This is a genomic window from Stenotrophomonas sp. FR010 (assembly GCF_047520755.2).
In the GTDB taxonomy this organism is placed as follows: Bacteria; Pseudomonadota; Gammaproteobacteria; order Xanthomonadales; family Xanthomonadaceae; genus Stenotrophomonas; species Stenotrophomonas sepilia.
This window is the reverse complement of the sequence record NZ_JAXBQT020000012.1, coordinates 116604-137690: the sequence shown is the minus strand read 5'-3', so window position 1 is coordinate 137690 and position 21087 is coordinate 116604. Positions and strand designations below refer to the sequence as shown.

Genomic DNA, 21087 nt, shown 5'->3' with positions numbered 1-21087 from the left:
GGGTCTGCAATGCGGGCCGCGCAACGCCAGATGAACTCACCGACCCCTGTACTGCCTGATTGCAACAAGTTGCATGGATGAGCTCTGCGACAGAAAGGACCATTTGCGACATTACCTTTCGTTGGAGCGCTTTCATGTGTCGCAATCATCGTGTCGTCCCCTCTTTGGGACTGCTTGCTGGCGTGCTCGCCGGCTTCCCGGTGCTGGCGCAGCAGGTCATCGCCGATGGCAATGAGCAGACGCCTGCAGCCGGTGACTATCGGGCCTACAGCAGTGACGCTGCGCCGGTATTCCACGCGCTCAACGGCGGTTCGATCATTCCCCTAGGAGCGGTGAATCTCTACCAGTGGGGCGACGACGTTCCAGCCGTCCGGGTCGAAGGCTCGGGAAGCCGCGTCGCGCTGGAAGGGGGCAGTATCTTCTCTGGGGGGAGCGGCGCGCCCGGCATCTCTGTTGGCACGGGAGGATACGCGCGTCTTTCTGGCGTGCATCTGGAAACCCGCTCTTCGAAGGCCGTGGCGGTCGATGGTGAAGGGAGCCGGATCGTGATCGAGGGCGGCAGCATCCAGACCAACGGCAGCGATGCACACGGCATTTCCGCGAGGTCAGCGGCATCGGTGCATGTCTCGAACATGGACATTTCGGTAGGAGGTTTGCGAAGCACCGGAGTTTCGGTGGACGGAGGGGACGTTATCCTCGAGAACGTCGGTATCACGACGGCCGAAAGCAGTGGCGCTGGTATCTCGGTACAGGACGGCAGCCTGCAGATGCGGGGCGGGAAGATCACCTCGAACAGCGACACGGCCTTCGTAGCGACCGGTGGAACGTCGCTGCTGGAGGGCGTGCAGGTGGACCTGCAGGGGAATTCGGGCACCGGCATCCTGGCCACGGGTACATCGGAGGTCGTGCTGCGGAATGTCCGCATCGTTGAAAAACCGGCTGCACCGGGGTCGTTCTTCGAACCCCGGGGCATTGTTGTGCGCGAAAGTGCGCGGCTGGCGCTGCATGGCGTTGAGATCGTCTTGAGTGACCAGGAGAAATTCTTCAGTCCGGCGGGCCTGTCGCTGGCCGACGGAGGGATGGCACAGGTCTACGCCAGCCGGATTCATGCTGGAGGCGGCGTGGCGGCACGTATCTACAAGGGGCAGCTGGATATCGCCGGCAGCGAGCTGAGCGGGGTCATCGCGTTGGACCTGAACAGTGGCATGGGCACGGTATCCGGCAGCCAGCTGAGCGCTACCTACATAGCGGTCGACGTCCGCGGCGACGGAAGCCAGCTCACCCTTGGAAACAGCATTGTTTCTTCCAGCGGGAGCAATGCAGTATCAATAACGGGTAGTGACCATACCGTCCTGGTCGGCGAGAGCCGGCTTGAGGCTGCTGCAGGCGTAGAAGGCGCCAGATCCGGCACAGGCCTCTCCATCACCGGAGAGCGCAATACGGCCAAGGTTGAATCGAGTTTCATCAGTGGCGGGAACGGTATTCGCTCGTCGGGCAACAACGCGCTGGAGGTGCGCGGTTCCAGCCTCAGCGCGCTGGCCGATTCCGGTGTGGCCCTGTGGTTGGAAGGTGGCAAGGCCACGGTCCACGAGAGTGCGTTGCAGGCATCGGGCCACGGAGCAACGGCCCTCCTGGCTGATGGCAGCCGTGTCGGCGCAACGCCTCCCACGGTAGACATGGTGGGTTCCTGGATCACGACCGAGGGCGACCAGGCTTCGGCGGTGGTTGCGCGACAGGGCGGTACTATCCGTTTGGACGGCTCGGTGGTGCGTACCACCGGTACAGACGCGACCGGCGTGATGGCCGGTGGCACCGGCGACGTTGTGCTGCACGACACCCACGTATTGACCGAAGGCGAGGGCTCGTGGGCGACAGTGGTCAACGATGGCGGCCGCCTGCAGATCGATGGCGGATCGCTGGTAAGCCAGCAGCACGGCGGCGCCTGGATCCGTTCCACGCGTGATGCCGGACTGGCGCTGGGCAAGGGCGCGGTGCTGTACGGTGGCAACGGCATCGCCGTGCAGCTGGATGCGGCCGTGGCCGGTCGCTTCGACGTGGCCTTGGCGGAGGGCGCGCGGATGCAGGGCGACATCGTCATTAATCCCGACGATCTGGCGGCGGGCCGGGTGCCGCAGTCGGAACTGCACGTGCACTTGACGGAGGGCTCGCTGTGGGTGGGCCGCTCGGATCGGTTGCACGGCGTCTCGCTGGACAGTGGCAGCCAATGGACGTTGACCGGTGATACTGCGGTCGAATCGCTGCAGGTCAACGGCAGTGGCCTTGCACTGTCCGACGGGCGCGGTTTCAACACGTTGACCGTGGCCGGTGATCTGGATACGACCGCTGCGACGTTCCTGTTCAACGGTGCATTGCAGGGGGACGATTCGGCCATCGACCGCCTTTACGTGCATGGCGACGCGCGGGGCGATGCGCAGGTGGTGGTAAACAACGTCGGTGGCCTCGGTGCGCAAACGCTGGACGGGATCGAACTGATCCGGGTTGATGGCGCGTCGCTGGCCCGCTACACGCTGGCCGGACGTGCCGTGGCCGGTACGTATGAGTACTTCCTGCACAAGGGTGGTGTGGCTGGTGGCGAGGGCAACTGGTACCTGCGTTCCGAACTGCCGACGACGCCCGACCCGTGCCAGGTCGATCCGTCGCTGCCGGGCTGTGCGCCGATTGACCCGATCGATCCGGTTGACCCCATCACTCCGCCTCGGCTGCTGCGCCCGGAAGCCGGTGCGTACTTGGCCAACCAAGCTGCCGCGGTGGGCATGTTTGGTCATCGACTCAACGATCGCCAGGGTAGCGCGGGTGCAGGTGATACACGCAACGCCTGGGCGCGGGTCGGACATGGTCGGGCCGACTTCACCGCGGTGGGTGGCCAGCTGTCGGTAGACAGCAACACCTCGGTGCTGCAGATCGGCACTGACCTGGCTCGCCGAGGCAATGCTGCATTCGGCGTGATGTTGGGCACGGGGCGCGCCGACAGCAGCGCAGTGTCCGATCTGACGGGCTACAGTGCCAAGGGCCGGGTGCGTGGCAGCGCGGTGGGCGTGTACGGCACCTGGTTGCAGGAGGCCGATGGCACGCGAGGCGCGTATGTGGATGCGACCCTGCAGTACGGCCGATTCGACAACCGGGTGCAGGGCATCGGCCTGGCGTCGGAGCGCTACGACTCACGCCTGGTCAGTGCGTCGCTGGAGACCGGCTACACCTTCAACGTGTGGCAGCGTGCCGCCAGCGAATTGTACGTGCAGCCGCAGCTGCAGCTGAGTCATGTCGACTTCCGCGCCGATCGCCACGTGGAGAGCAATGGCACGGTGATGGACCACGCCGATGCCGGTGGCCTGAGCGGGCGCCTGGGCGTGCGCGTGTTTGGTCATGCCACTGCAGCCGGCAACACGGTGCAGCCGTACCTCGGCGTAAACTGGCTGCGTGGCAGCGGCACCAGCGCGTTGCAGTTCAACGGTGAGACGCTGGGTGCGGACATGCCGCGCAACCGCTATGAGGTGCAGGCCGGTGCCGAGCTGAAGCTGGGCCAGCGCTGGGGTGCGTGGGGCGGCGTGAGCGTGCAGCGCGGCGACCGTGGCTATCGCAATATGGGTGGCCAAGTGGGCTTGCGCATGGCCTGGTAGGTGAGCCTGCATCGGGGTCTCATCCTCTTGGCTCGGCAACGGAATCCGGCCCCAACTTCTGCTGTGGAGCCGAGCTTATGCTCGGCTCCGCAGTAGATCGATGCCATGCGTGGATGGCTTCTCAGAAATCGATGGTTGCCGAGAGCAGCACCGCCCTTGGCGCACCCAGCGCCAGGCTCGACAACAACGGCATGCCCCAGTACGCCTTGTTGGTCACGTTGTTGACGGTGGCCCGCAGCGCCAGCGGCCTACCGGCCAGCATCGTGCTGTAGCGCGCCCCGACATCGAACAACGTCCTCCCAGGCACCGACAGGCGGTTGTCGGCACTGATGTACTGCTTCGACATCGCCGTGGCATTGCCGGTCAGGGTCAGGCCTTCCAGCGCGGGCACATCCCATTCCACGCCCAGCTTGGCCTGCCGCTGCGCAATTGCCGTGGCCATGCGGCCTTCATTCACGCCGCCCGCCGTGCGGGTCAGCTTCGGCTGCACGTAGGCCACGCCGCCCAGCAGGCGCACGCCGTCCAGCGGCGCACCGAAGAAGCCCCATTCCACACCGCGGTTCCGCTGTTCGCCGCCGAACGAGAAGATATTCGTGACCGGGTCGGTGTAGCTGCTGGGCCGCTTGATTTCATACAGGCTGAAGGTGTGCGCGAAGCGGCCCAGGTCCAGCTTCAGGCCCAGCTCCTTCTGCTTGGTGCGGAACGGCGCGAATACATCGCCGGCATTGGCGGCGGTCATCGGCGCGGTGGCGCCCTGGCTGAGGCCCTCGATGTAGTTGGTGTAGAGGGAGATCGTGTCGGTGGCTTTCACCAGCAGCGCCGCTGCTGCCGTGGTGGCGCTCTCGTCGTAGCGTGAGGTGCGTGCACCCGTGGCGACGTTGAAGGTCTCGCTGACCACCTGCTGGCGGCGCACGCCCAGGGTCAACTGCACGCGCTCATCGGCGAAGGACAGGGTATCGGCAACGCCGAGGCTGTCCAGACGCAGTTCGGTATGCGAGATGTGCGGCGCTACGAACGGCGCGGCCGGTCCCCAAACCGGGTTGTAGAGGTTGGTGGTCCAGTCCCAGCCCGGCACGCTGCGGCGGCCGTAGTCGTTCTGGGTGTGCTGGTAGTGGGTTACGTTGGCGGCCCATTGGTGGCCGACGCTGCCGGTGTGGAACGAACCGCGCAGGCCGGCATCGCCGGACTGCTTCCTGATGTCGAAGGCGAGCTGGCCGATCACCGTGGTGAAGTCGCCGGCCGTATTGAGGATCTGTGCGCTGATCGAACCGTTGTAGCGGTAGTCGGTCCTGCTGGTGCCGTAGGCCAGGTAGGCCATCAGGGTGTCGTTGATATCCAGTTCGCCGCGCAGCATCGCGCCCTTGTCCTGGCTGTCCACGTAGGCCCAGTCCGGGTTGATCAGCGTATCGCCACGCGGCGGCCGCGGAATGGCGACGCCGGGTGCCAGGCCGACGCCACGTGCGGGGCCGTCAACACGGTCATCGGCGCTGTACAGATCGGCCGACAGCCGCGCACGTTCGCCGCGCCAGTCCAGTGCCAGCGAACCGAGCTGGACCTTCTTGCGCTGCTTGCCCACGGCGCCATCGCCATCACGGTACGCGCCGTTGAAGCGGATGCCGAACTGCTTGTCCGCGCCGAGCCGACGGCCTATGTCCACATGGGTGCCGAACTGCGCGTCGGAGGCGAAGTTGGCGCTGACCCGCAACAGCGGCTGCTGGCCGGCGCGCTTGGGCACGAGGTTGACGCTGCCACCGACCGAACCACCCGGCGGCATGCCATTGAGCAGCGCGGAGGGGCCCTTCAGTACCTCGATGCGTTCGAACATTTCCGGCGAGGTGCGGTAGTAGGGCGCCATGCCACTCAGCCCGTTGAAGGTGGTGTCGCTGGTGCTGGAGGCGAAGCCGCGGATTGCGTAGTTCTCGCTCCAGGAACCGGTGACGCCGTTGCTGAACACCGTGGGGTCGGTGGCGGCGATGACGTCGGTCAGGGCCTTGGCCTGGCGGTCGCGGATGAAGGACTCGGTGTAGCTGACCGTACTGAACGGCGTATCCATGAAGTCCTTGTCGCCGAGCAGGCCGATACGGCCGCCGGCGGCCACCTGGCCGCCGGCATAGTCGCCGGTCACGCGGCGCTGTTCCTGTACCTGCACCGAGGGCAGGGTGGACGGCGCGGTTTCGGCCAGCGCGGCACACGATGCCATCAGGCCAAGCGCGAGCGCCGATGCGCGGTAGCGCCGGGCCAGGCCGTGTGGAAGTGGCTGGCTGCAGGACACGGCGGCAGCTTGGTTCTGTGAAGAGGAGAAGGGGGATGCGGTCATACCAGGGTCCTGTGAATCGCGAGGGCGAGCGCGCCTGGCGCGCGGCCATCGGCAAGCACGGGGGAGGGCGCATCGCGGGGTTGTCGGCTGGGTGGGGACCTGGCGGGAAGTGAGCCACGGGCTCGATCCGGAGGGCGCCATGATTGCCAACCAGACGCATTCCGAATTAGTTGAGTAAATTAAACTAAAGAGACCAAAGCGGACAAGAGGGTCCCTTTGCTGGCACCCTCGGCAGGGTATGAACACGCAACGCGAAACCACGGTGCCGCCTCGCGGCCGTCCACCGACCATCACCCCCGAGCGCCTGGCCGACATCGGCATCCGCATGGGTCTGCCCAACCTGACCATGGCCAACGTGGCCGCCGAACTGGCGGTGACCCAGGCCGCGCTGTACAAGCGCGTGGCCAATTTGGAGGCGTTGAAGCGGCTGGTGGCGGAGGCAGTGTTCCGGCGCTGGCAGATCCCGCGCGCGTCGGCCGATGCGGCAGGCGGCCTGCAGGGCTATCTGATGGTGTTCGTGGAATCGTTGTGCGAGGTGGTGAAGGCGCATCCCGGGTTGCCGCCATACCTGCTGCGGCGCACGGTGGCGACCGCGCCGATGCTGGAAAAGATTGCCTCGCACCAGGCGCACGTGGCCGAAGTGTTCGGCCTGCCGATGGACAAGGCACGCTGGCTGCTGGCCACGATCGCGTTCTATTGCATCGCCGGTGCCGACACCATCTACGCGATTGCGGACGACGAAGAAGGCCAGGTGATCACCGAGTTCAAGCAGGGCATGCGGGCGCTGGTGATCGGGTCGTTGCAGTTGTTGGATGCGGAGGACGCGGACGGATCACCGTGATGCCATCCACGCATGGGGTGGATCTACAATGAGGCCATGCCAGCCACGCCCACCCTTGAAGATCTGCGCCGCTATGCGGTGGCGCGCACCCTGTTCAAGCCGACCACGCTGCTGACCGCGATCCGGAAGCTGGGCTTCGTGCAGGCCGACCCGATCCGGGCACCGGCACGCGCGCAGGATCTGACCCTGCGGCACCGGGTGAAAGACTACCGCGCGGGTGATCTTGAACGTCGTTATGCGCGCTTGCCGGTGGAAGAGGACTGCCTGGTGAACTACGGCTTCCTGCCGCGCGAGCATCTGGCGCTGATGCACCCGCGCGTGTCCAAGCGCGAGTGGGACGCCGAGACCCATCGCCGCGCGGCCGAGGTGCTGGCGTTCGTGCGCGAGCGCGGCAGCGTGCACCCCCGCGAGGTCGACCAGGCGTTTGCGCATGGGCGGGTGACCAACTACTGGGGCGGCACCAGCAATGCCAGCACCCACCTGCTCGATGGCATGCACTACCGCGGAATGCTGCGCGTGGCGCGGCGTGACAACGGCACCCGTATCTACGCCGTGGCCGAGCATGCCGAGGCGGATGCCAGCGAGCAGTCGCAGGTCGAACGCGCGGCCGCCCTGATTGATCTGGTGGTGCGCAAGTACGCGCCGCTGCCATCGGCCAGCCTGACCTACCTGGTGCGCCTGCTGGGCTATGGTGCACCGCATCTGGCCGAGCAGACCCGCAAGGCATTGGCGCTGGCCAAGCAGCAGCTGGCCAGCTGCTCGCTGGAGGGCACCACCTGGCACTGGCCGGCAGACGAGAATCCACGCTCGCGCAGGCACGCGCCAGACGAGCAGGTGCGCCTGCTGGCGCCGTTCGACCCGGTGGTGTGGGACCGCCGCCGTTTTGAGCTATTGTGGAATTGGGTCTACAAGTTCGAAGCGTACACGCCTGCGCCGAAACGCCAGTACGGCTACTACGCGCTGCCGGTGTTGTGGCACGACCAAGTGGTGGGCTGGGCCAATCTCAGCGCACGCGAGGGTGAGTTGGTGTCGAACGTGGGTTATGCCGGCAAGTCGCTGGCCCGCGACAAGATGTTTGGTGGTGCGCTGGACGACGAGCTGCAGCGCATGGCGGAGTTCCTGTAGCGTCAAGCGGCGCATGGGTACCTATCTGGTGCTGGCCGCGTTGGTGTGTTCGTCTGTGATCGGGCTGGGCGTCGGCTGCTTCCCGGCACGCAGTGCTGCACAGCTGGACCCTATCCAGGCACTGGCGGCGGAATAGGGCCGCCCGCTATGGCACCTGTAGAGCCGAGCCCGCGCTCGGCTGCACTCCGTTCAAGTCGCGCGCACCGAGCGCTGCGCGCAGCAAGCCGAGCATGCGCTCGGCTCCACAGCTGCTCAGCGCACCTTGCCTTTGATTGGTACGCTTCCCGGTAGCTGGGAATAGCCGCCGTCACCCCAGTGCCGGGTGATGCGCTGGAAGAACAAGGAGTTGGGCACGCGCAGCAGGCAACCGCGCGCGCCTTCGCCCCGATCACTCAGCGTGGTGTAGATCAGGTTGATGTCCACCACCTCACCGCACAGGCCCGGCTTGTCCACGCTTTCCAGCACCTCAATGGTGTCATTGATGCGGAAAGGGCGCGTGGCGACGATCAGGAACGAACAGAACAGGTTGGACAACACGCTCCATGCGGCAAAGAACGCCACCGCACCGACCGCCATGAACCCGGTCAGCGCGGTCCACAGCACCGAGCGCGACACGCCCAGTCGCTCCAGTATCAGCAGCGCAGCCGCCAGATACAGCAGCAAGGCACCGCCGCGGCGCAGGCCCACATGAAGCTCTGGAGCCAGCCTGCCGCGCTGCCGGGCCTGCACCAGCAACCACGCCAGGGCACGCACCATCAACCATGCGATGCCGAGGATGGCCAGCACCTCGGCCACCGGTACAACCACGGTCAGCCAGTCCTCGATCCAGGCGGGCAGTCCGGCCATGAGGGGTCACAGTGTTGCCGCGCCGCCGGAGATGGTCAGCAGCGCCCCGGAGGTGTAGCTGGCGCTGTCCGAAGCCAGCATCACATAGGCCGAGGCCAGCTCGGCCGGCTGTCCGGGGCGGCCGAACGGCGTCTGTGCGCCGAACTGTTCGACCTCTTGGGCGGCCATGCCTGCGGGAATGAACGGCGTCCAGATCGGGCCGGGCAGCACGGCATTGACGCGGATCTGATGCTCGGCCAGCAGGCCGGCCAGCCCCAGCGTCAGGTTGGCGACGGCACCTTTGGTTGCAGAATAGGGAAGGATGTTCGGCGTCGGCCGCTTGGAGTTGACCGATGCGGTGTTGATGATCGCACCGCCACCGCGCAGGTGCGGGACGCACAGCCGGGTCAGATTGAACACGGCATGCACGTTGGTATCGAACGTCCGCTTCCAGTCATCCAGGGTGATGTCGTCGAAGTGCTCGTAGTAGCGCTGGTAGGCCGCGTTGTTGACCAGGATATCGAGACCGTCCAGTTCGCTGGCCACGCGGTCTACGAGCGATCGCGCCTGTGACGGGTCACTGATGTCGCAGGGTACCAGCACGGCTTTGCGCCCGGCCTGTTCGATCTGCTGCTGCACATGGCGGGCGTCGTCCTGCTCGCCATCGAGGAATGCGATGGCAACGTCGGCGCCTTCGCGCGCGAAAGCGATCGCCACCGCCGCGCCGATACCGCTGTCACCGCCGGTGATCAGTGCCTTCTTGCCCTGCAGCAGGCCATGCCCGCGATAACTGTCCTCGCCGTGGTCCGGCCGGGGCTGCATCTGCGCAGTCTTGCCGGGGAAGGATTGCTGCTGGGCCGGGAAGGGCGGGCGTGGATAGTCGGGCAGGGCCATCGTCACTCTCCGAAAGGAAACCGGCGCCAGTCTCCCTCCAAGCGGGTAAACGGCTGGACGGCGCGGTGTCGTTGCAGCGTGGACGCCTGCGCGCGCGGCTTCACACTGGATGCGCGATGGTGGTCATGATGCTGTTGGCCGGTTGCGTGAATCCAGCCGCGTGTGCTGCACGATGATCGGCTGGTCGGATTCGACGAGGGTGGCGAAGCCCGTGCCGCGCGGCACAGGTGCCGGATCCTGCAGATCGTTGAAGCGCAGATGGCAGGTGCGCTGCGCCGGCACCGTGATCCGGTAGGGACCCACCGGATCGCGGTCCTCGAAGTAGAGGGTCAGCGTGACATGCGCGTCCTCGCTGCCGGCATTGAGGACACAGCAGGTTTCGTGACTCTGCATCTCCGGTGACGGGCCGTTGCTCCAGGCTGGAATGTAGCCCTCGGCGATAGCCCAGCGTCGATGCCCGATGCAGGGAGTGTTCGTTTCCATGACGCCGTTTTAGCTGGAGGGATGTTGCCATCGTGTCCAGTCCCCGCACGGAATCGGTGATGACCATCGGCTACCACGCATCGCATGAGCAGTTCCCGCCCGCCACCTTGCTGGGCCTGGCGCTGCGCGCCGAACAAGCGGGATTCGAGGCCCTGATGTGCTCGGACCATTTCCACCCGTGGACGACCGCACAAGGGCAGTCGGGCCACAGCTGGGTGTGGGCCGGCGCGCTGGCGGTGCAGAGCGCGTTGACCCTGGGCATGGTGACCTGCCCGATGCTGCGCCAGCACCCGGCCTTGGTGGCACAGGCAGCGGCGACGCTGGAGCAGCTGGCGCCGGGCCGGATCTGGCTGGCGCTGGGTACTGGCGAGGCCCTGAACGAGTGCATCACCGGCCAGCCGTGGCCAGCCAAGCGCGAGCGGCAGAAGGCACTGCGCGCTGCGGCCGAGGTGATGCGGCGGCTGTGGGGCGGCGAGCAGGTCGACCACGACTGTGGCTTCCAGGTGCGCCAGGCACGGCTCTACAGTCGCCCGGCGCTGCCCTTGCCGCTACTGGGGGCGGCCGTCACTGAGGAAACCGCACGCTGGATGGGGGGCTGGGCCGATGGCCTGATCACCATCAGCCAACCACTTGCGCAGTTGCGGCGTGTGGTAGCGGCGTTCGAGGACGGCGGTGGCAGGGGCAAGCCGATGTACCTGCAGGCCAAGCTCTCCTACGCGCGTGCCGAACAGGCGGCACTGGAAGGCGCGATGGAGCAGTGGAGCGCCAATGTGCTGCCACCGGAACTGGCCGAAGGCCTGGACCAGCCCGAGCAGTTCGAGGCACAGGCCCGGTCGGTCAGTGCCGAGGAGCTGCGCCAGCACGTGCATGTCTCGGCGGATCTTGGCCAGCACCGGGCCTGGCTGCAGGAACTGCAGTCACTGGGCTTCGATCGCATCTACCTGCACAACGTGAACCGCGAGCAGGACCGCTTCATCGATGATTTCGCCGAACACGTGCTGCCCGCGCTGCGCACTCAGGCACCCTCGGCGGCCAGCCACGCGTAGCCGTGGCACTGCAGGATGCAGCGGTTATTCTGCATGGTGGTGCCGTGGCCCACCAGCATACGCAGCGAGCCGTGCAGTGGCACCTCTACCTCAACCGGGTTGTCGCCGAAGTTGATCAGTGCAAGCGCCTGGTGGGGGGCCTCGCCGTAGCGGAGCATCAGCAGCGCAGGTGAAGGTGGGTCGAGCGTGTGTGGCCCCTGCTGCAGCACGGGATGGGCATTGCGTTGCTGCAGCAGCTCGCGCACACGCCGCAGCAGCGAGCCGGGCGTCGCGCGTTGCGCCTCGACATTCACTGTCCGGTAACCGTAAGCGCCGTCTGCCGGAGGCGCGCGCCACGCATGCCGTGGCTGATCGGTAAACCCCGCTCCTGGGCGGTCGTGCCAGTGCATCGGCATCCGCACGGCGTTGCGCTCGGGCAGTTCCAGGCAGTCACCGAGGCCGATTTCCTCGCCATACCGGATCACCGGCACCTGACCCAGCGACAGCAGTGCGGCCCAGGCCATGGCCTGCCACGCGGTGTCGCCGTCCAGCATGGGCGCCAGCCGGCGGCGGATGCCGCGGCCATAGATGCGCATGCCAGGTTCGGGCGCGAAGCGCTCCATCACCGCTTCGCGTTCGTCGGGCCGCAGCTGCTCCAGGTCAAGCTCATCATTGTTGCGCAGCCAGGCGATGCGGGTGTGCGGCGGCGCCTGCGATCCGTACTCGGCCATGACCCGGGCCACTTCGCTGGCATCGCCGCGCGCCAGGGCCAGGAAGAAATGATTGTTCAGATGGAAGTCGAGCAGGTGCGAAAGCCGCCGCCCCTGGCACAGGAAGTCACCGTAGCGGGACGCGCGGACATCCGCTTCGCCGATCAACGGAAGCCCTGGCTGCTGTGCGTCTGCCGTGGCGCGCATTTCCTCCAGCAGCCACAGCCCGTCGTCGCGCGGGTCCGCGTGGCGGGCGCGCTCGACCATGTACGGGACCGCATCCACGCGGAAGCCGGCCACGCCGCGCTGCATCCAGAACGTCATCACCCGCAGCAGTTCGTCGCGTACTGGCGCATGGGCCAGCTCCAGGTCTGGCTCGTGCCGGTAGAACATGTGCCGGTTGAACGCGCCGGCCTCGGCGTCCCATGTCCAGGCAGACGCCTCGATCGGCGGGAACATCGGCTGCAGGCCGTCGTCGGGCACGTGGTCGCTCCACAGGTACCAGCGGCGCCATACCGGGTCGCCCCGCTGCGCGGCGACGAACCACGGGTGGGCGCTGGCCGTGTGCTGCATCACCAGTTCGACGATGATACCGATACCGCGTGCGTCGGCAGCATCGACCAGGCGCTGGAACGCGGTCTGGTCGCCCAGGCGTGGATCGATGCGGTAGTGATCGGTGACATCGTAGCCACCGTCACGGCCGGCGTTGCAGTAGAACGGCAGCAGCCACAGGTGGCTGACACCGAGCCACTGCAGGTAGTCCAGCTTTTCGGTGATGCCATCCAGCGTGCCCCAGCCGCGCCCATTGCTGTCGCGGAACAGGTAGGGGTCGACCTGGTAGATCGCGCGCAGCGGGCGCACCGCCATGGGGCTTCTCCGTCACTGGCCACGGGTGACCAGCCTGCTGTCGCCCGTGGCAGCGGTTGGTGAAACGGATGGCACCCTGTCATGACATGGCATCCACGGACTCTGCATGCGCGGGCGGGCACAGTGAATGCTCATTCCCGGCGCCGAGGAGGCTTCCTGCATGGCCCGACGCAAGACGCTTCGCATTGCCACGTTCAACGTCAACGGCATCGGCACACGCCTGCCGCAGCTGTTGGACTGGCTGCACAGGGAATCGCCGGATGTGGTTGCCCTGCAGGAACTGAAGGCGACCGACGCCGCGTTTCCGGCTGCGGCGCTGGAAGAGGCGGGCTACGGCGCGCTCTGGCAGGGCGAGGCGCGGTGGAACGGCGTGGCGCTGCTGGCACGAGGGACCACGCCGGTTGAGAGCCGCCGCCGATTGCCGGGCGAGCCCAAGGACACCCAGAGCCGCTACCTGGAGGCGGCGGCGCACGGGGTCATCGTGGGTGCCCTCTACCTGCCCAACGGCAACCCGCAGCCCGGGCCCAGGTTCGACTACAAGCTGCGCTGGATGGAGCGCCTGATCCGGCATGCGCGCAGCCTGGTCGAGCTGCCGCATCCGGCGCTGCTGCTGGGTGATTTCAACGTGATTCCCACCGAAGCCGACGTCTACGACCCCAAGGCCTGGCGCCGCGATGCGCTGTTCCAGCCGGAGGTGCGCGAGGCCTTCGAACGACTGCTGGCGCAGGGCTGGACCGATGCGGTGCGGAAGGTGCACGGCGACGCCACGATCTATACCTTCTGGGATTATTTCCGCCAGCATGCCGAGCGCGACCGTGGGTTGCGCATCGATCATCTGCTGTTGAACCCCGTACTGGCGTCGCGACTGAAGGACGCTGGCGTCGACCGCTGGGTACGCCTGCAGGAAAAGGCCAGCGACCACGCGCCGGCCTGGGTGACGGTAAGCGCGTGATCAACGGGCGGCTGGGTCCTCGCGTCGCTCGCGGCGTACCCGTGCGCGGGTGCGATACAGGCGGCTGTCCGCTTTCTGGATGGTGTCGGCCACCGGCTCGCCGGGCGTGTTGATGGCCGCACCCATCGAGAACGCGCTGGGCGAGAGCGCGGCGTGGTCCTGGTACCAATGCTCCAGTTCGCTCAACCGGCCGTCCGCAGGCGCGACCAGTACCACCATGAATTCGTCGCCGCCCAGTCGCACCACTGTCTCATCCTTGCCCAGCGGTGAGCGCAGGAAGGTGGCGAACTCGACCAGGACGGCGTCGCCACGCCGGTGGCCTTGGGTGTCGTTGATGTGCTTGAAGTGGTCCAGGTCGAACATCACGCAGGCCCAGCGCTCGTCAATCAGTTCATCCAGCCGGTGCAGGTAGCGCCGGTTGTAGCACTGGGTGAGCGGATCCTTGAAGGACATTTCGCGCAGCTGCTGCTCCTGCATCCGCAGCGCGGTGACGTCCTGTGCATGTCCCAGCACGTAGGGCGGGCTGGCCTCGCTGTCGAGCACGTTGTGGTACGCCCAGTAGTGGCGCGTACCGTCCGCGGCAATCAGCTCGATCACGCCAGCGTCGGTGTGATTTGCCCGGATCCGAGCGAGGTAGGCCTTGAAGCCCTCGCGTTTTTCCGGCGGCATCAGGTCACACAGGCTGCGCCCGATCATCTGGCTTTCCTCGAAGCCCAGCGACTGCACCGCCGCGGGATTCACCGAGGTCAATGTGCCGTCCAGCGTGTGGGTGCAGATCAGGCCCAGGCTATAGTGGAACAGTCGCCGGTAGCGGGTTTCGCTCGCTTCCAGCGCGTCGAGCGCGGCTCGCTCGTCCGTGATGTCCTGGATCGCCCCGACCAGGCGCGGATGGCCGTCGACCTGTTGCCGGCTGCCGACCACCCGGGTCCAGATCGCGCGCCCGTCGGCGGTGGTCATTGGCAGCTGCACCTCCCAGGACGTGCCTTCGTCGATGCAACGCTGCACTGCTGCCCGGATGATGTTGCGGCTGTCTTCGCGATAGAACGAGAGTGCGGTCTCCAACGTAGGCTCGAAGTTGCTGCGTACGCCATGCAACTGCTTGGTTTCCCGTGTCCAGCGCACCTCGTTGGTCAGCAGGTCCATCTCCCAGCCGCCTACCCGTGCGGCACGGTTGGTACGCTCCAGGAAGTCCTCGCTGCGTTTCAGCTCGCGATGCAGCGCCTTGGCCTGGCCCACCTGCGCCATCAGGGTGCTGCGCTGTTCCAGCACCTGGGTGGTGACCCGCGCCAGATGCACCATCAGTTCGCGCTGGGAGGGGGACAGCACACCGGGCATCGGGTCGAGCAGGCACAGCGTGCCGATACGTGCGCCGTGCGCCGAGCCCAGAGGGATGCCAGCGTAGTGGCGGATACGCGGCCCACCCGTCACCAGGGGATTGGTGGAGAAACGTGGGTCCTGGCGCGCATCGGGTATCTCGAACAGCTCGTCCTGGCGTATGGCATGGGTGCAGAAGGAAATTTCGCGGGCCGTTTCGCTGACGCTTTCAAGGCCGATGTTGGCCTTGAACCACTGGCGGTCTTCGGCCACCACGCTGATCAGGCCCATGGTCATGCCGGTTGCGGCGCGGGCGGCGGCGACGATGGCATCGAACACCGGCTCCGGGGGCGTATCCAACAGGTGCAGTCGTTCGATCTCAAGCAGTCGTTCGGCTTCGTCCATGGTGCTTTTCAGGGCAGGGTGGCGAGGGCGCTTGCGGCGGCTGTCTGGGACTACGGTAGTCGGTACAGTGTTATGTATCGCTGTGACGGGGTGATGCCGGCGTGAGGTGGGTGCGTCGGTTCAGTGCTCGCGCAGCGATGCCTGCAATGCGGTCGCCAGCGCCGCGTCTCCGGACACCAGATCCTGCCAACGCAGCGCAATGCCCTTGCGTCGTCCCTTCTCAACCAGCTTCAGGCCTTCAGGGTCCACAGTCAGGGTGTAGGGCTGGCCATCGATCTCCAGTTCGCGTCGCAACGGCTTGTCGAGAGGTGTCATCAACGTCTCCTTGCGGGGGCGGAGATGCGGCGTCGCCGCACCGATACGTGACGGTGGTCACGGACGTGCCATCGCCAGGGGAAATCGACGGCGCGCGTGATGCCGATCCGTGGACCAACTTCCGGGTCGGACGGAGGCGGGGTGCCATCGCTGGCGATCACGATGCCATGGCTGCCTGTTACCAGATCGGCGCCGTCGAAGCTGCGGTCCAGCCCGAAGGCCTGCGAGAGCTTGCCGGGGCCGCTGGCCAGATCGTGGTCCCGGCGCGCGGCGGGGCGCAGCTCGTGCATACGCTCCAGGCCCGCCAGCGGCTCGACGGCCCGCAGCAGCACCGCCACGCCTTCACCGACCTCTCCGCAGACAACGTTGCTGCCCCAGTGCATGCCGTACGTGAAGTAGACATAGAGGTGGCCGGCCTCACCGAACATGCTGGCCGTGCGCGGCGTTGGCCCGCGATAGGAGTGCGCGGCGGGATCGTCGCTGCCGGCATAGGCTTCAACCTCGACGATGCGGCCAGCGCGACCATCGTCGCGCACCAGCAGCTTGTTGAGCAGCTCCGGCGCAACGTCGGTCGATGGACGCCGGTAGAAGCGGCGCGGCAGGATGTGCAGGGAGGCGGGCAACCAATCCGGCACGGTGGTGGCAGGCTCGGGAGAAAGACCGTGGCACTGTGGCATCGATCAGGTGAAACGGGCGCAGACGCCGCGTCATTCCGGCGCAGGCGGTGCGGCCAATGCAGCGCGCCGGGCGGCATACACCTCCGGCGTCTGCGGCTTGATGAACAGTGCCACCAGCTCCGGATACTCGCGCTTCACCGCCGTTTCGATGCGGGTGATGCAGGCTTCGATCTGCGGGGTCCGCCGGTCATCCTCGAACTCGGCGCTGAGCATGGCCACCACCTGTTCCGGGCCCATCTGCATGGTGGTCACCCCGTTGGCGCGGCGCAGATCCGGATCGGTTTCGGCCACCGCCATGATCCGCTCGGCCACTGCGGGATGGGCAGGCTCTCCGACCAGCAGGCCCTTGGTCTCACGGGCCAGGAGGAAGGCGGTGGCGGCCAGCACGCCAGCGATGCACAGCGACGCAACGCCATCAAGCACCGGCATGTCCAGCACCTGCGCGGCCACCAGGCCGATCAGTGCGAAGCCCAGGCCCAGCAGGGCCGCGCTATCCTCCAGCAGCACGGTAAAGGTGGAAGGATCCTTGCTGCGGCGGAACGCTTCGAAGTAGCCAAGTCTGCCCTTGGTGCGCCGGAACTCACGCAGCGCCACCCACCAGGAAGCCCCCTCGAACAGGATGGAGATGCCCAGCACGCTGTAGCTCAACGCGTGGTTGGTGGCCGGCTCCGGCTGGCGGATGTGCTGGATACCTTCGTAGGCCGAAACGCCGGCGCCGGCAGCGAACACCAGCAGGGCGACGATGAAGCTCCAGAAGTACAGTTCGCGGCCATAGCCGAACGGATGCAGGGAATCCGGCGCCTTGCTGGCACGGCGCAGCCCGTACAGCAGCAGAAGTTCATTCAATGTGTCGACCAGCGAATGCACGCCTTCGCTGAGCATGGCCGAGCTGCCGGAGATGCCGGCTGCGATGAACTTGGCCACGGCAATGGCCAGATTGCCTGCAAGGGCCGCATAGATGACGAGACGGGAGCCGGTGGGAGCGGACATTTCGGTGGCGGGGTGGGGCGGATGCCTGATCTTCCCGATCAGCGCGTGCCCACTGCGTGCACGGTGCGATCAGCGCCCCTTGGGATTGAGATACAAGCGCGCACCATCCGATTCACGGTACCCCGTCCAGCGTCCGCCGCCCGACGCGCGGAAGCGCCCGAATACGGTGTTGCTGGTGTCAGTCAGCAGCAGCTGGTTGCCCGACAGCACCCAGCGGTTGGCCGAGAAGAAGCCATCCGGGCAGCCGGCAGGCACATAGGCACTGTAGCCGCCGAACCACTCGATGTTCTTCAGCTCGATGGTGCAGGTGCTGCCGTTCTCCTGGCCCAGTGTCCAGCTGCGGAACAGATCGCCTTCGCGCACGCCGCGGCCGCCGCGCTGGCGGTCGTGGTCCCAGTCATCGTTGTTGTCGTGGAAGCCGAAGTCCACGTCCAGCCCCTTGCTTTCACTGCGCGACTCGGACTACGAGCTGCCGCTGGTGGTGGTCTGCGTGGTCACCGCGCCACTGCTCTGGGTCTGGGTACTGCTGGATTGCGTGGTCTGCTCGGTACGGGTGGCCTGTTCACCGAAGCCGAACGACGCGTCCTGGGCAAGGGCGGGCAGGGTCAGGAAGCACGGGACGGACAGGCAGGCACGGGCAGGAACGGCGGCCATCGCACGATCCTCGGAAGGGTGGATCGCGCGAGTACCGAACCGGTGGGGCGGGAGACGGTGTGAGGGCGCGCCCTGAGGCAAGCCAGCCAAGAACAGGTGCTGTCCGCTGAAGGGTCGTGCCGGCCGCTGGCCGGCTCCCCTTTGACGCCCAGAGACCGAAGGAATGCCGGCCCGCGGCCGGCATGACCCGCAGCCAGGCATGGCCTGGCGCTACTGATCCGGCTTCACCCTTGCCACCCGTTTCCGGTACTCATACACGTTGTCACCGCGGATACGCTTGTCCTCGGTGCCGGTGATCCGGCCGACCTGCTGGTCCGAGCCGGTGACCGGTTTGGCCTCGATCTCGGTCTCGTGTTCGAAGGAGTGCGATTTGTCGGTGTTGCGGTAATAGCGGTACAGCGCCCAGTACAGCGCGGTTGCGCCGGCCGGACCTGCCGCCAACAGCCAGAGGCCACTGTCGTCGCTCATGTCGATGCCACCAGGAAGGCAATTGCGAGGGCTTCAATGACGGTGCCGGTGGCCAGGGCCGCCAGCAGCATCTTCCATTGCTGCACGGGCACACTGCCCATGGTTTCGCCGGTACGGCCGTTCACTGCGATGTAGTGCAACATGCCGCCGTTCTTTCCGGGCTGGTGATACGAGTACAACCACACCGGCAGGTACATCGACACCCAGCGCGTTCCATGCACCTCCAGCTGCTCCTGTTCCCAACGCACGCCACGGTTGTAGCGCCTCACGGAACCTTCCACCTGCGCGCGGGCGATCGACAGCAGCTGGTCTTCCAGCCGCGGCCGCAGCTTCTCCACGTCGAGGTTGCGCTTCTCAGAGGTGAAGCCAGCCAGGTATGAGGCGTTCCATTTCACCGCGTTCTTGGTATCGAACGGCAGGATGGTGTTGATGATGTTGTTGGTGTTGGCGCGGCTATCGAGATTCCCGCGCTCGGCCGAGGATTCAAGGGGCAGGTCATCAACCGTGAAATCCACCTGGCGTTCGACCTGGTAGACATCGGCGTCGTACAGGGTGCGCTTGTTCTTCTCGGTGCCGACCGTGTATTGCCGGGTCTGGATCTCGCCCTTGCCGGCCACGGCCGCGCTGACGTTGCTGTCCACGATCATGTAGGGCAGGAACACGCCCACCACGTTTTCCGGGGTGAACTGCTCCTTGAACGCGTTCAGCGCGAACATGCGGCGCTTGTCGACGAACTGGCGGATGCGCGCGACCGCATCGTCCTTCTTGATGTGGAAGGGCAGCACCGCGTCGGGCACCGCACCATTGCTGATCTGTTCGTTGACGCCGAAGACGTGGCGGCACCAGTGGCAGCGCGCCGTCATCGTACTCTCGGTATTGACCGTGACTTCAGCGCCGCACCCGGTGCATTTGAACGTCATCAGTGCCGAGGTGTCGGCGTCGATGTCACGCGCGCCGGAAGCGATGACCGTGCCGCGCAGCTGGTCGATGGCCTCGCCCAGCCCGAATTCCTCCTCGACCCGCGCGCCATGCCATTCGTGACGGCAGTACAGGCAGACGAGAATGTCGGTGCCGGCCTTGGGCCGGATGTCGGTGGCGCCGCACTTCGGGCAGCGGTTGAGGCCGTCCTTCAGCTCGCTGGCCGAGGTATCGATGGCCACAGGATCGGGGGCTTCCACTTCATCGCGGATGGCCTGTGGCAGTTTCGAGGTGTCCAGCGGGAAGCTGCCGGGCAGGGGAGGGACGTCCTGCGGCGAACCGGGCCCATCCAACGACGCCGCCGGCAAGGGCGGCGGCGTCGCGGGCACGGATCCGGGCAGCGGCGGTGGGCCGTTTCTGGGATCGGACATGTGGGTTGTGCGTCCTGCTGTTACAGGCCCAGCGCCTTGGCTTTCAGGGCGTCATAGTCGCCCTGGGTGATCAGGCCCAGGTCCAGCATTTCCTTGGCCTTCTTCAGCTTGGCCACCGGATCGTCGGCAGCCGGCGTGACCGGCTGCTGCATGCCGCCGACACCGAACATGCCCGAGGCCATGCCGACACCGACCAGGCCAGCCGCACCGCCGTTCTCGCCGGCCGACTGGATGCCCTGGGCGACGCTCGCCTGCAGGTTGGAATTACCGCGCGAGCCAGACAGTGCATCTGCGCGCTGCACGGTCTTCAGCAGCTCGCGGGTGTTGGCGTCGTACTCGATCGAGACAATGGCGGTCTTGACGATGGCCAGGCCGCGATCCGACTTCCACTGGTAGCCCTGCTCGACGGCGGCCGACAGGCTCTGTGCAAAGCCCAGCGAGTCCTGCTGCAGCCTGGTGATGCGGTTGCCCTTGCCCGGATCGTTCGTGTACAGGCTGAAAGCCGGCGCCAGCGAACCGACCACTTCATTGAACAGCTGGCTGGCGGCGGCGTTGTCCAGGTCGGTGAAGTCGAACACCTGGCCCGGCTGCAGGTAACTGGCCGGCACGAAGTTCTTCACGAACAGGATCGGATCGACGATCTTCAGCGTGTACGAGCCACGCGTGACTGCACCCACCTGGGTATTGAGGAAGCCGTCGTCCCAGTAGATTTCCGACTGGGTCCCGAAGCGGTTGTCCGGCAGCTCCTTCAGCGAGACGAAATAAGCCGCCTGCTGCGAACCGGGCTGGCCGCCGAACTTGAAGCGTTCCCAGCTCTGCTTGATGAAGGTGCTGACCAGACCGTCGCCGGCGAAGATCGACTGCGAGTTCAGGTCATCCGAACGCCACTCGTAGCCGCCCGGTTCGGCGACGAACGCGGTGATCGCGCCGTCCTGGAACAGCAGCAGGCCGTAGCCCTCCGGCACGATGATCTTCGAGCCGTTGCTGATGATGTTGGACGAGCCGCTGGTGTTGGAGCCGCGGCCGGCGTTGGTGCCGCGCGGCACCGCCGCGAACAGGGCCGCCGTCGAGGGCAGGCCCGTGGGCACGGTGTAGAAGTCCTTCCACTGGTCGGCCAGCACACCACCGACCGCACCCTTCACCGCCTGTACCAGACCCATGTCCAACTCCCTGTGATTCGAGGGCAGGCACCATGCCTGCCGAGCTGGGCTGAATATAGCAGCGGGCAGGGACCGCTG

20 protein-coding genes are annotated in these 21087 nt (G+C 66.3%); 6 read left to right on the top strand and 14 right to left on the bottom strand.

What is annotated here, in order from left to right; genetic code table 11:
- The first annotated feature begins 134 nt into the window (after positions 1–134).
- Positions 135–3638 carry an autotransporter outer membrane beta-barrel domain-containing protein gene (locus ACM0PK_RS12800; protein WP_414607856.1) on the top strand — a complete coding sequence of 1168 codons (3504 nt, stop codon included), beginning with the start codon at positions 135–137 and terminating at the stop codon, positions 3636–3638.
- Positions 3639–3759: 121 nt separating this feature from the next.
- On the opposite strand, the gene ACM0PK_RS12795 is transcribed toward ACM0PK_RS12800, so the two are convergent.
- Positions 3760–5955: a TonB-dependent receptor gene (locus ACM0PK_RS12795; protein WP_414607857.1), complete on the bottom strand. Its 2196-nt coding sequence runs from the start codon at positions 5953–5955 to the stop codon at positions 3760–3762.
- A 238-nt stretch (positions 5956–6193) separates the two neighbouring features.
- Here ACM0PK_RS12795 and ACM0PK_RS12790 point away from each other — a divergent pair, with 238 nt between their 5' ends.
- From ACM0PK_RS12790 to ACM0PK_RS12780, 3 genes are read left to right on the top strand one after another with little or no spacing between them, the layout of a single operon-like run.
- Positions 6194–6796 (top strand): TetR/AcrR family transcriptional regulator, encoded by a 603-nt coding sequence (locus ACM0PK_RS12790; protein WP_414607858.1) that lies wholly within the window; start codon positions 6194–6196, stop codon positions 6794–6796.
- Between the two features lie 36 nt (positions 6797–6832).
- The gene (locus ACM0PK_RS12785; protein ID WP_111201049.1) at positions 6833–7921 is read left to right on the top strand and encodes a DNA glycosylase AlkZ-like family protein; all 1089 of its coding nucleotides are present in this window, start codon (positions 6833–6835) and stop codon (positions 7919–7921) included.
- A 13-nt stretch (positions 7922–7934) separates the two neighbouring features.
- Positions 7935–8057: a hypothetical protein gene (locus ACM0PK_RS12780; protein WP_258392205.1), complete on the top strand. Its 123-nt coding sequence runs from the start codon at positions 7935–7937 to the stop codon at positions 8055–8057.
- Between the two features lie 116 nt (positions 8058–8173).
- On the opposite strand, the gene ACM0PK_RS12775 is transcribed toward ACM0PK_RS12780, so the two are convergent.
- The 3 genes from ACM0PK_RS12775 to ACM0PK_RS12765 form a co-directional block, all read right to left on the bottom strand.
- Positions 8174–8767, bottom strand: coding sequence for a mechanosensitive ion channel family protein (locus ACM0PK_RS12775; protein WP_111200972.1), 594 nt, complete (start codon positions 8765–8767; stop codon positions 8174–8176).
- Between the two features lie 6 nt (positions 8768–8773).
- Positions 8774–9640 (bottom strand): glucose 1-dehydrogenase, encoded by an 867-nt coding sequence (locus ACM0PK_RS12770; protein ID WP_111200973.1) that lies wholly within the window; start codon positions 9638–9640, stop codon positions 8774–8776.
- A 123-nt stretch (positions 9641–9763) separates the two neighbouring features.
- Positions 9764–10123, bottom strand: a complete 360-nt coding sequence (locus tag ACM0PK_RS12765) for a sensory rhodopsin transducer (RefSeq protein WP_414607859.1) — start codon at positions 10121–10123, stop codon at positions 9764–9766.
- Positions 10124–10155: 32 nt separating this feature from the next.
- Here ACM0PK_RS12765 and ACM0PK_RS12760 point away from each other — a divergent pair, with 32 nt between their 5' ends.
- Positions 10156–11169 (top strand): TIGR03885 family FMN-dependent LLM class oxidoreductase, encoded by a 1014-nt coding sequence (locus ACM0PK_RS12760; RefSeq protein ID WP_414607860.1) that lies wholly within the window; start codon positions 10156–10158, stop codon positions 11167–11169.
- On the opposite strand, the gene ACM0PK_RS12755 is transcribed toward ACM0PK_RS12760, so the two are convergent.
- Complete coding sequence (locus tag ACM0PK_RS12755) at positions 11139–12725, bottom strand: alpha-amylase family glycosyl hydrolase (protein WP_414607861.1); 1587 nt, start codon at positions 12723–12725, stop codon at positions 11139–11141. The genes ACM0PK_RS12760 and ACM0PK_RS12755 overlap by 31 nt on opposite strands.
- 160 nt (positions 12726–12885) lie before the next feature.
- On the opposite strand from ACM0PK_RS12755, the gene xth reads away from it, so the two are divergent.
- On the top strand, positions 12886–13677 hold the full coding sequence (gene xth, locus ACM0PK_RS12750; RefSeq protein WP_414607862.1) for an exodeoxyribonuclease III: 792 nt from the start codon (positions 12886–12888) through the stop codon (positions 13675–13677).
- Here the strand turns inward: xth and ACM0PK_RS12745 are convergent, their stop codons facing one another.
- The 9 genes from ACM0PK_RS12745 to ACM0PK_RS12705 form a co-directional block, all read right to left on the bottom strand.
- Positions 13678–15396, bottom strand: coding sequence for a sensor domain-containing diguanylate cyclase (locus ACM0PK_RS12745; protein ID WP_414607863.1), 1719 nt, complete (start codon positions 15394–15396; stop codon positions 13678–13680).
- Between the two features lie 120 nt (positions 15397–15516).
- Positions 15517–15711, bottom strand: coding sequence for a hypothetical protein (locus tag ACM0PK_RS12740; protein WP_111200977.1), 195 nt, complete (start codon positions 15709–15711; stop codon positions 15517–15519).
- The gene (locus ACM0PK_RS12735; protein ID WP_414607864.1) at positions 15711–16346 is read right to left on the bottom strand and encodes a DNA-3-methyladenine glycosylase; all 636 of its coding nucleotides are present in this window, start codon (positions 16344–16346) and stop codon (positions 15711–15713) included. Before ACM0PK_RS12735 ends, ACM0PK_RS12740 begins: the two co-directional genes overlap by 1 nt.
- A 72-nt stretch (positions 16347–16418) precedes the next feature.
- Positions 16419–17378 (bottom strand): cation diffusion facilitator family transporter, encoded by a 960-nt coding sequence (locus ACM0PK_RS12730; protein WP_072167118.1) that lies wholly within the window; start codon positions 17376–17378, stop codon positions 16419–16421.
- Positions 17379–17447: 69 nt separating this feature from the next.
- On the bottom strand, positions 17448–17807 hold the full coding sequence (locus tag ACM0PK_RS12725) for an AprI/Inh family metalloprotease inhibitor (protein WP_414607865.1): 360 nt from the start codon (positions 17805–17807) through the stop codon (positions 17448–17450).
- Positions 17808–17840: 33 nt separating this feature from the next.
- On the bottom strand, positions 17841–18032 hold the full coding sequence (locus ACM0PK_RS12720) for a hypothetical protein (RefSeq protein WP_227836744.1): 192 nt from the start codon (positions 18030–18032) through the stop codon (positions 17841–17843).
- Positions 18033–18242: 210 nt separating this feature from the next.
- The gene (locus tag ACM0PK_RS12715; RefSeq protein WP_005416661.1) at positions 18243–18500 is read right to left on the bottom strand and encodes a hypothetical protein; all 258 of its coding nucleotides are present in this window, start codon (positions 18498–18500) and stop codon (positions 18243–18245) included.
- Positions 18497–19849, bottom strand: a complete 1353-nt coding sequence (locus ACM0PK_RS12710) for a TFIIB-type zinc ribbon-containing protein (protein ID WP_414607866.1) — start codon at positions 19847–19849, stop codon at positions 18497–18499. The genes ACM0PK_RS12715 and ACM0PK_RS12710 overlap by 4 nt, the downstream gene beginning before the upstream one ends.
- 20 nt (positions 19850–19869) lie before the next feature.
- Positions 19870–21009, bottom strand: coding sequence for an SPFH domain-containing protein (locus tag ACM0PK_RS12705; RefSeq protein ID WP_061478323.1), 1140 nt, complete (start codon positions 21007–21009; stop codon positions 19870–19872).
- Between the last annotated feature and the right edge of the window lie 78 nt (positions 21010–21087).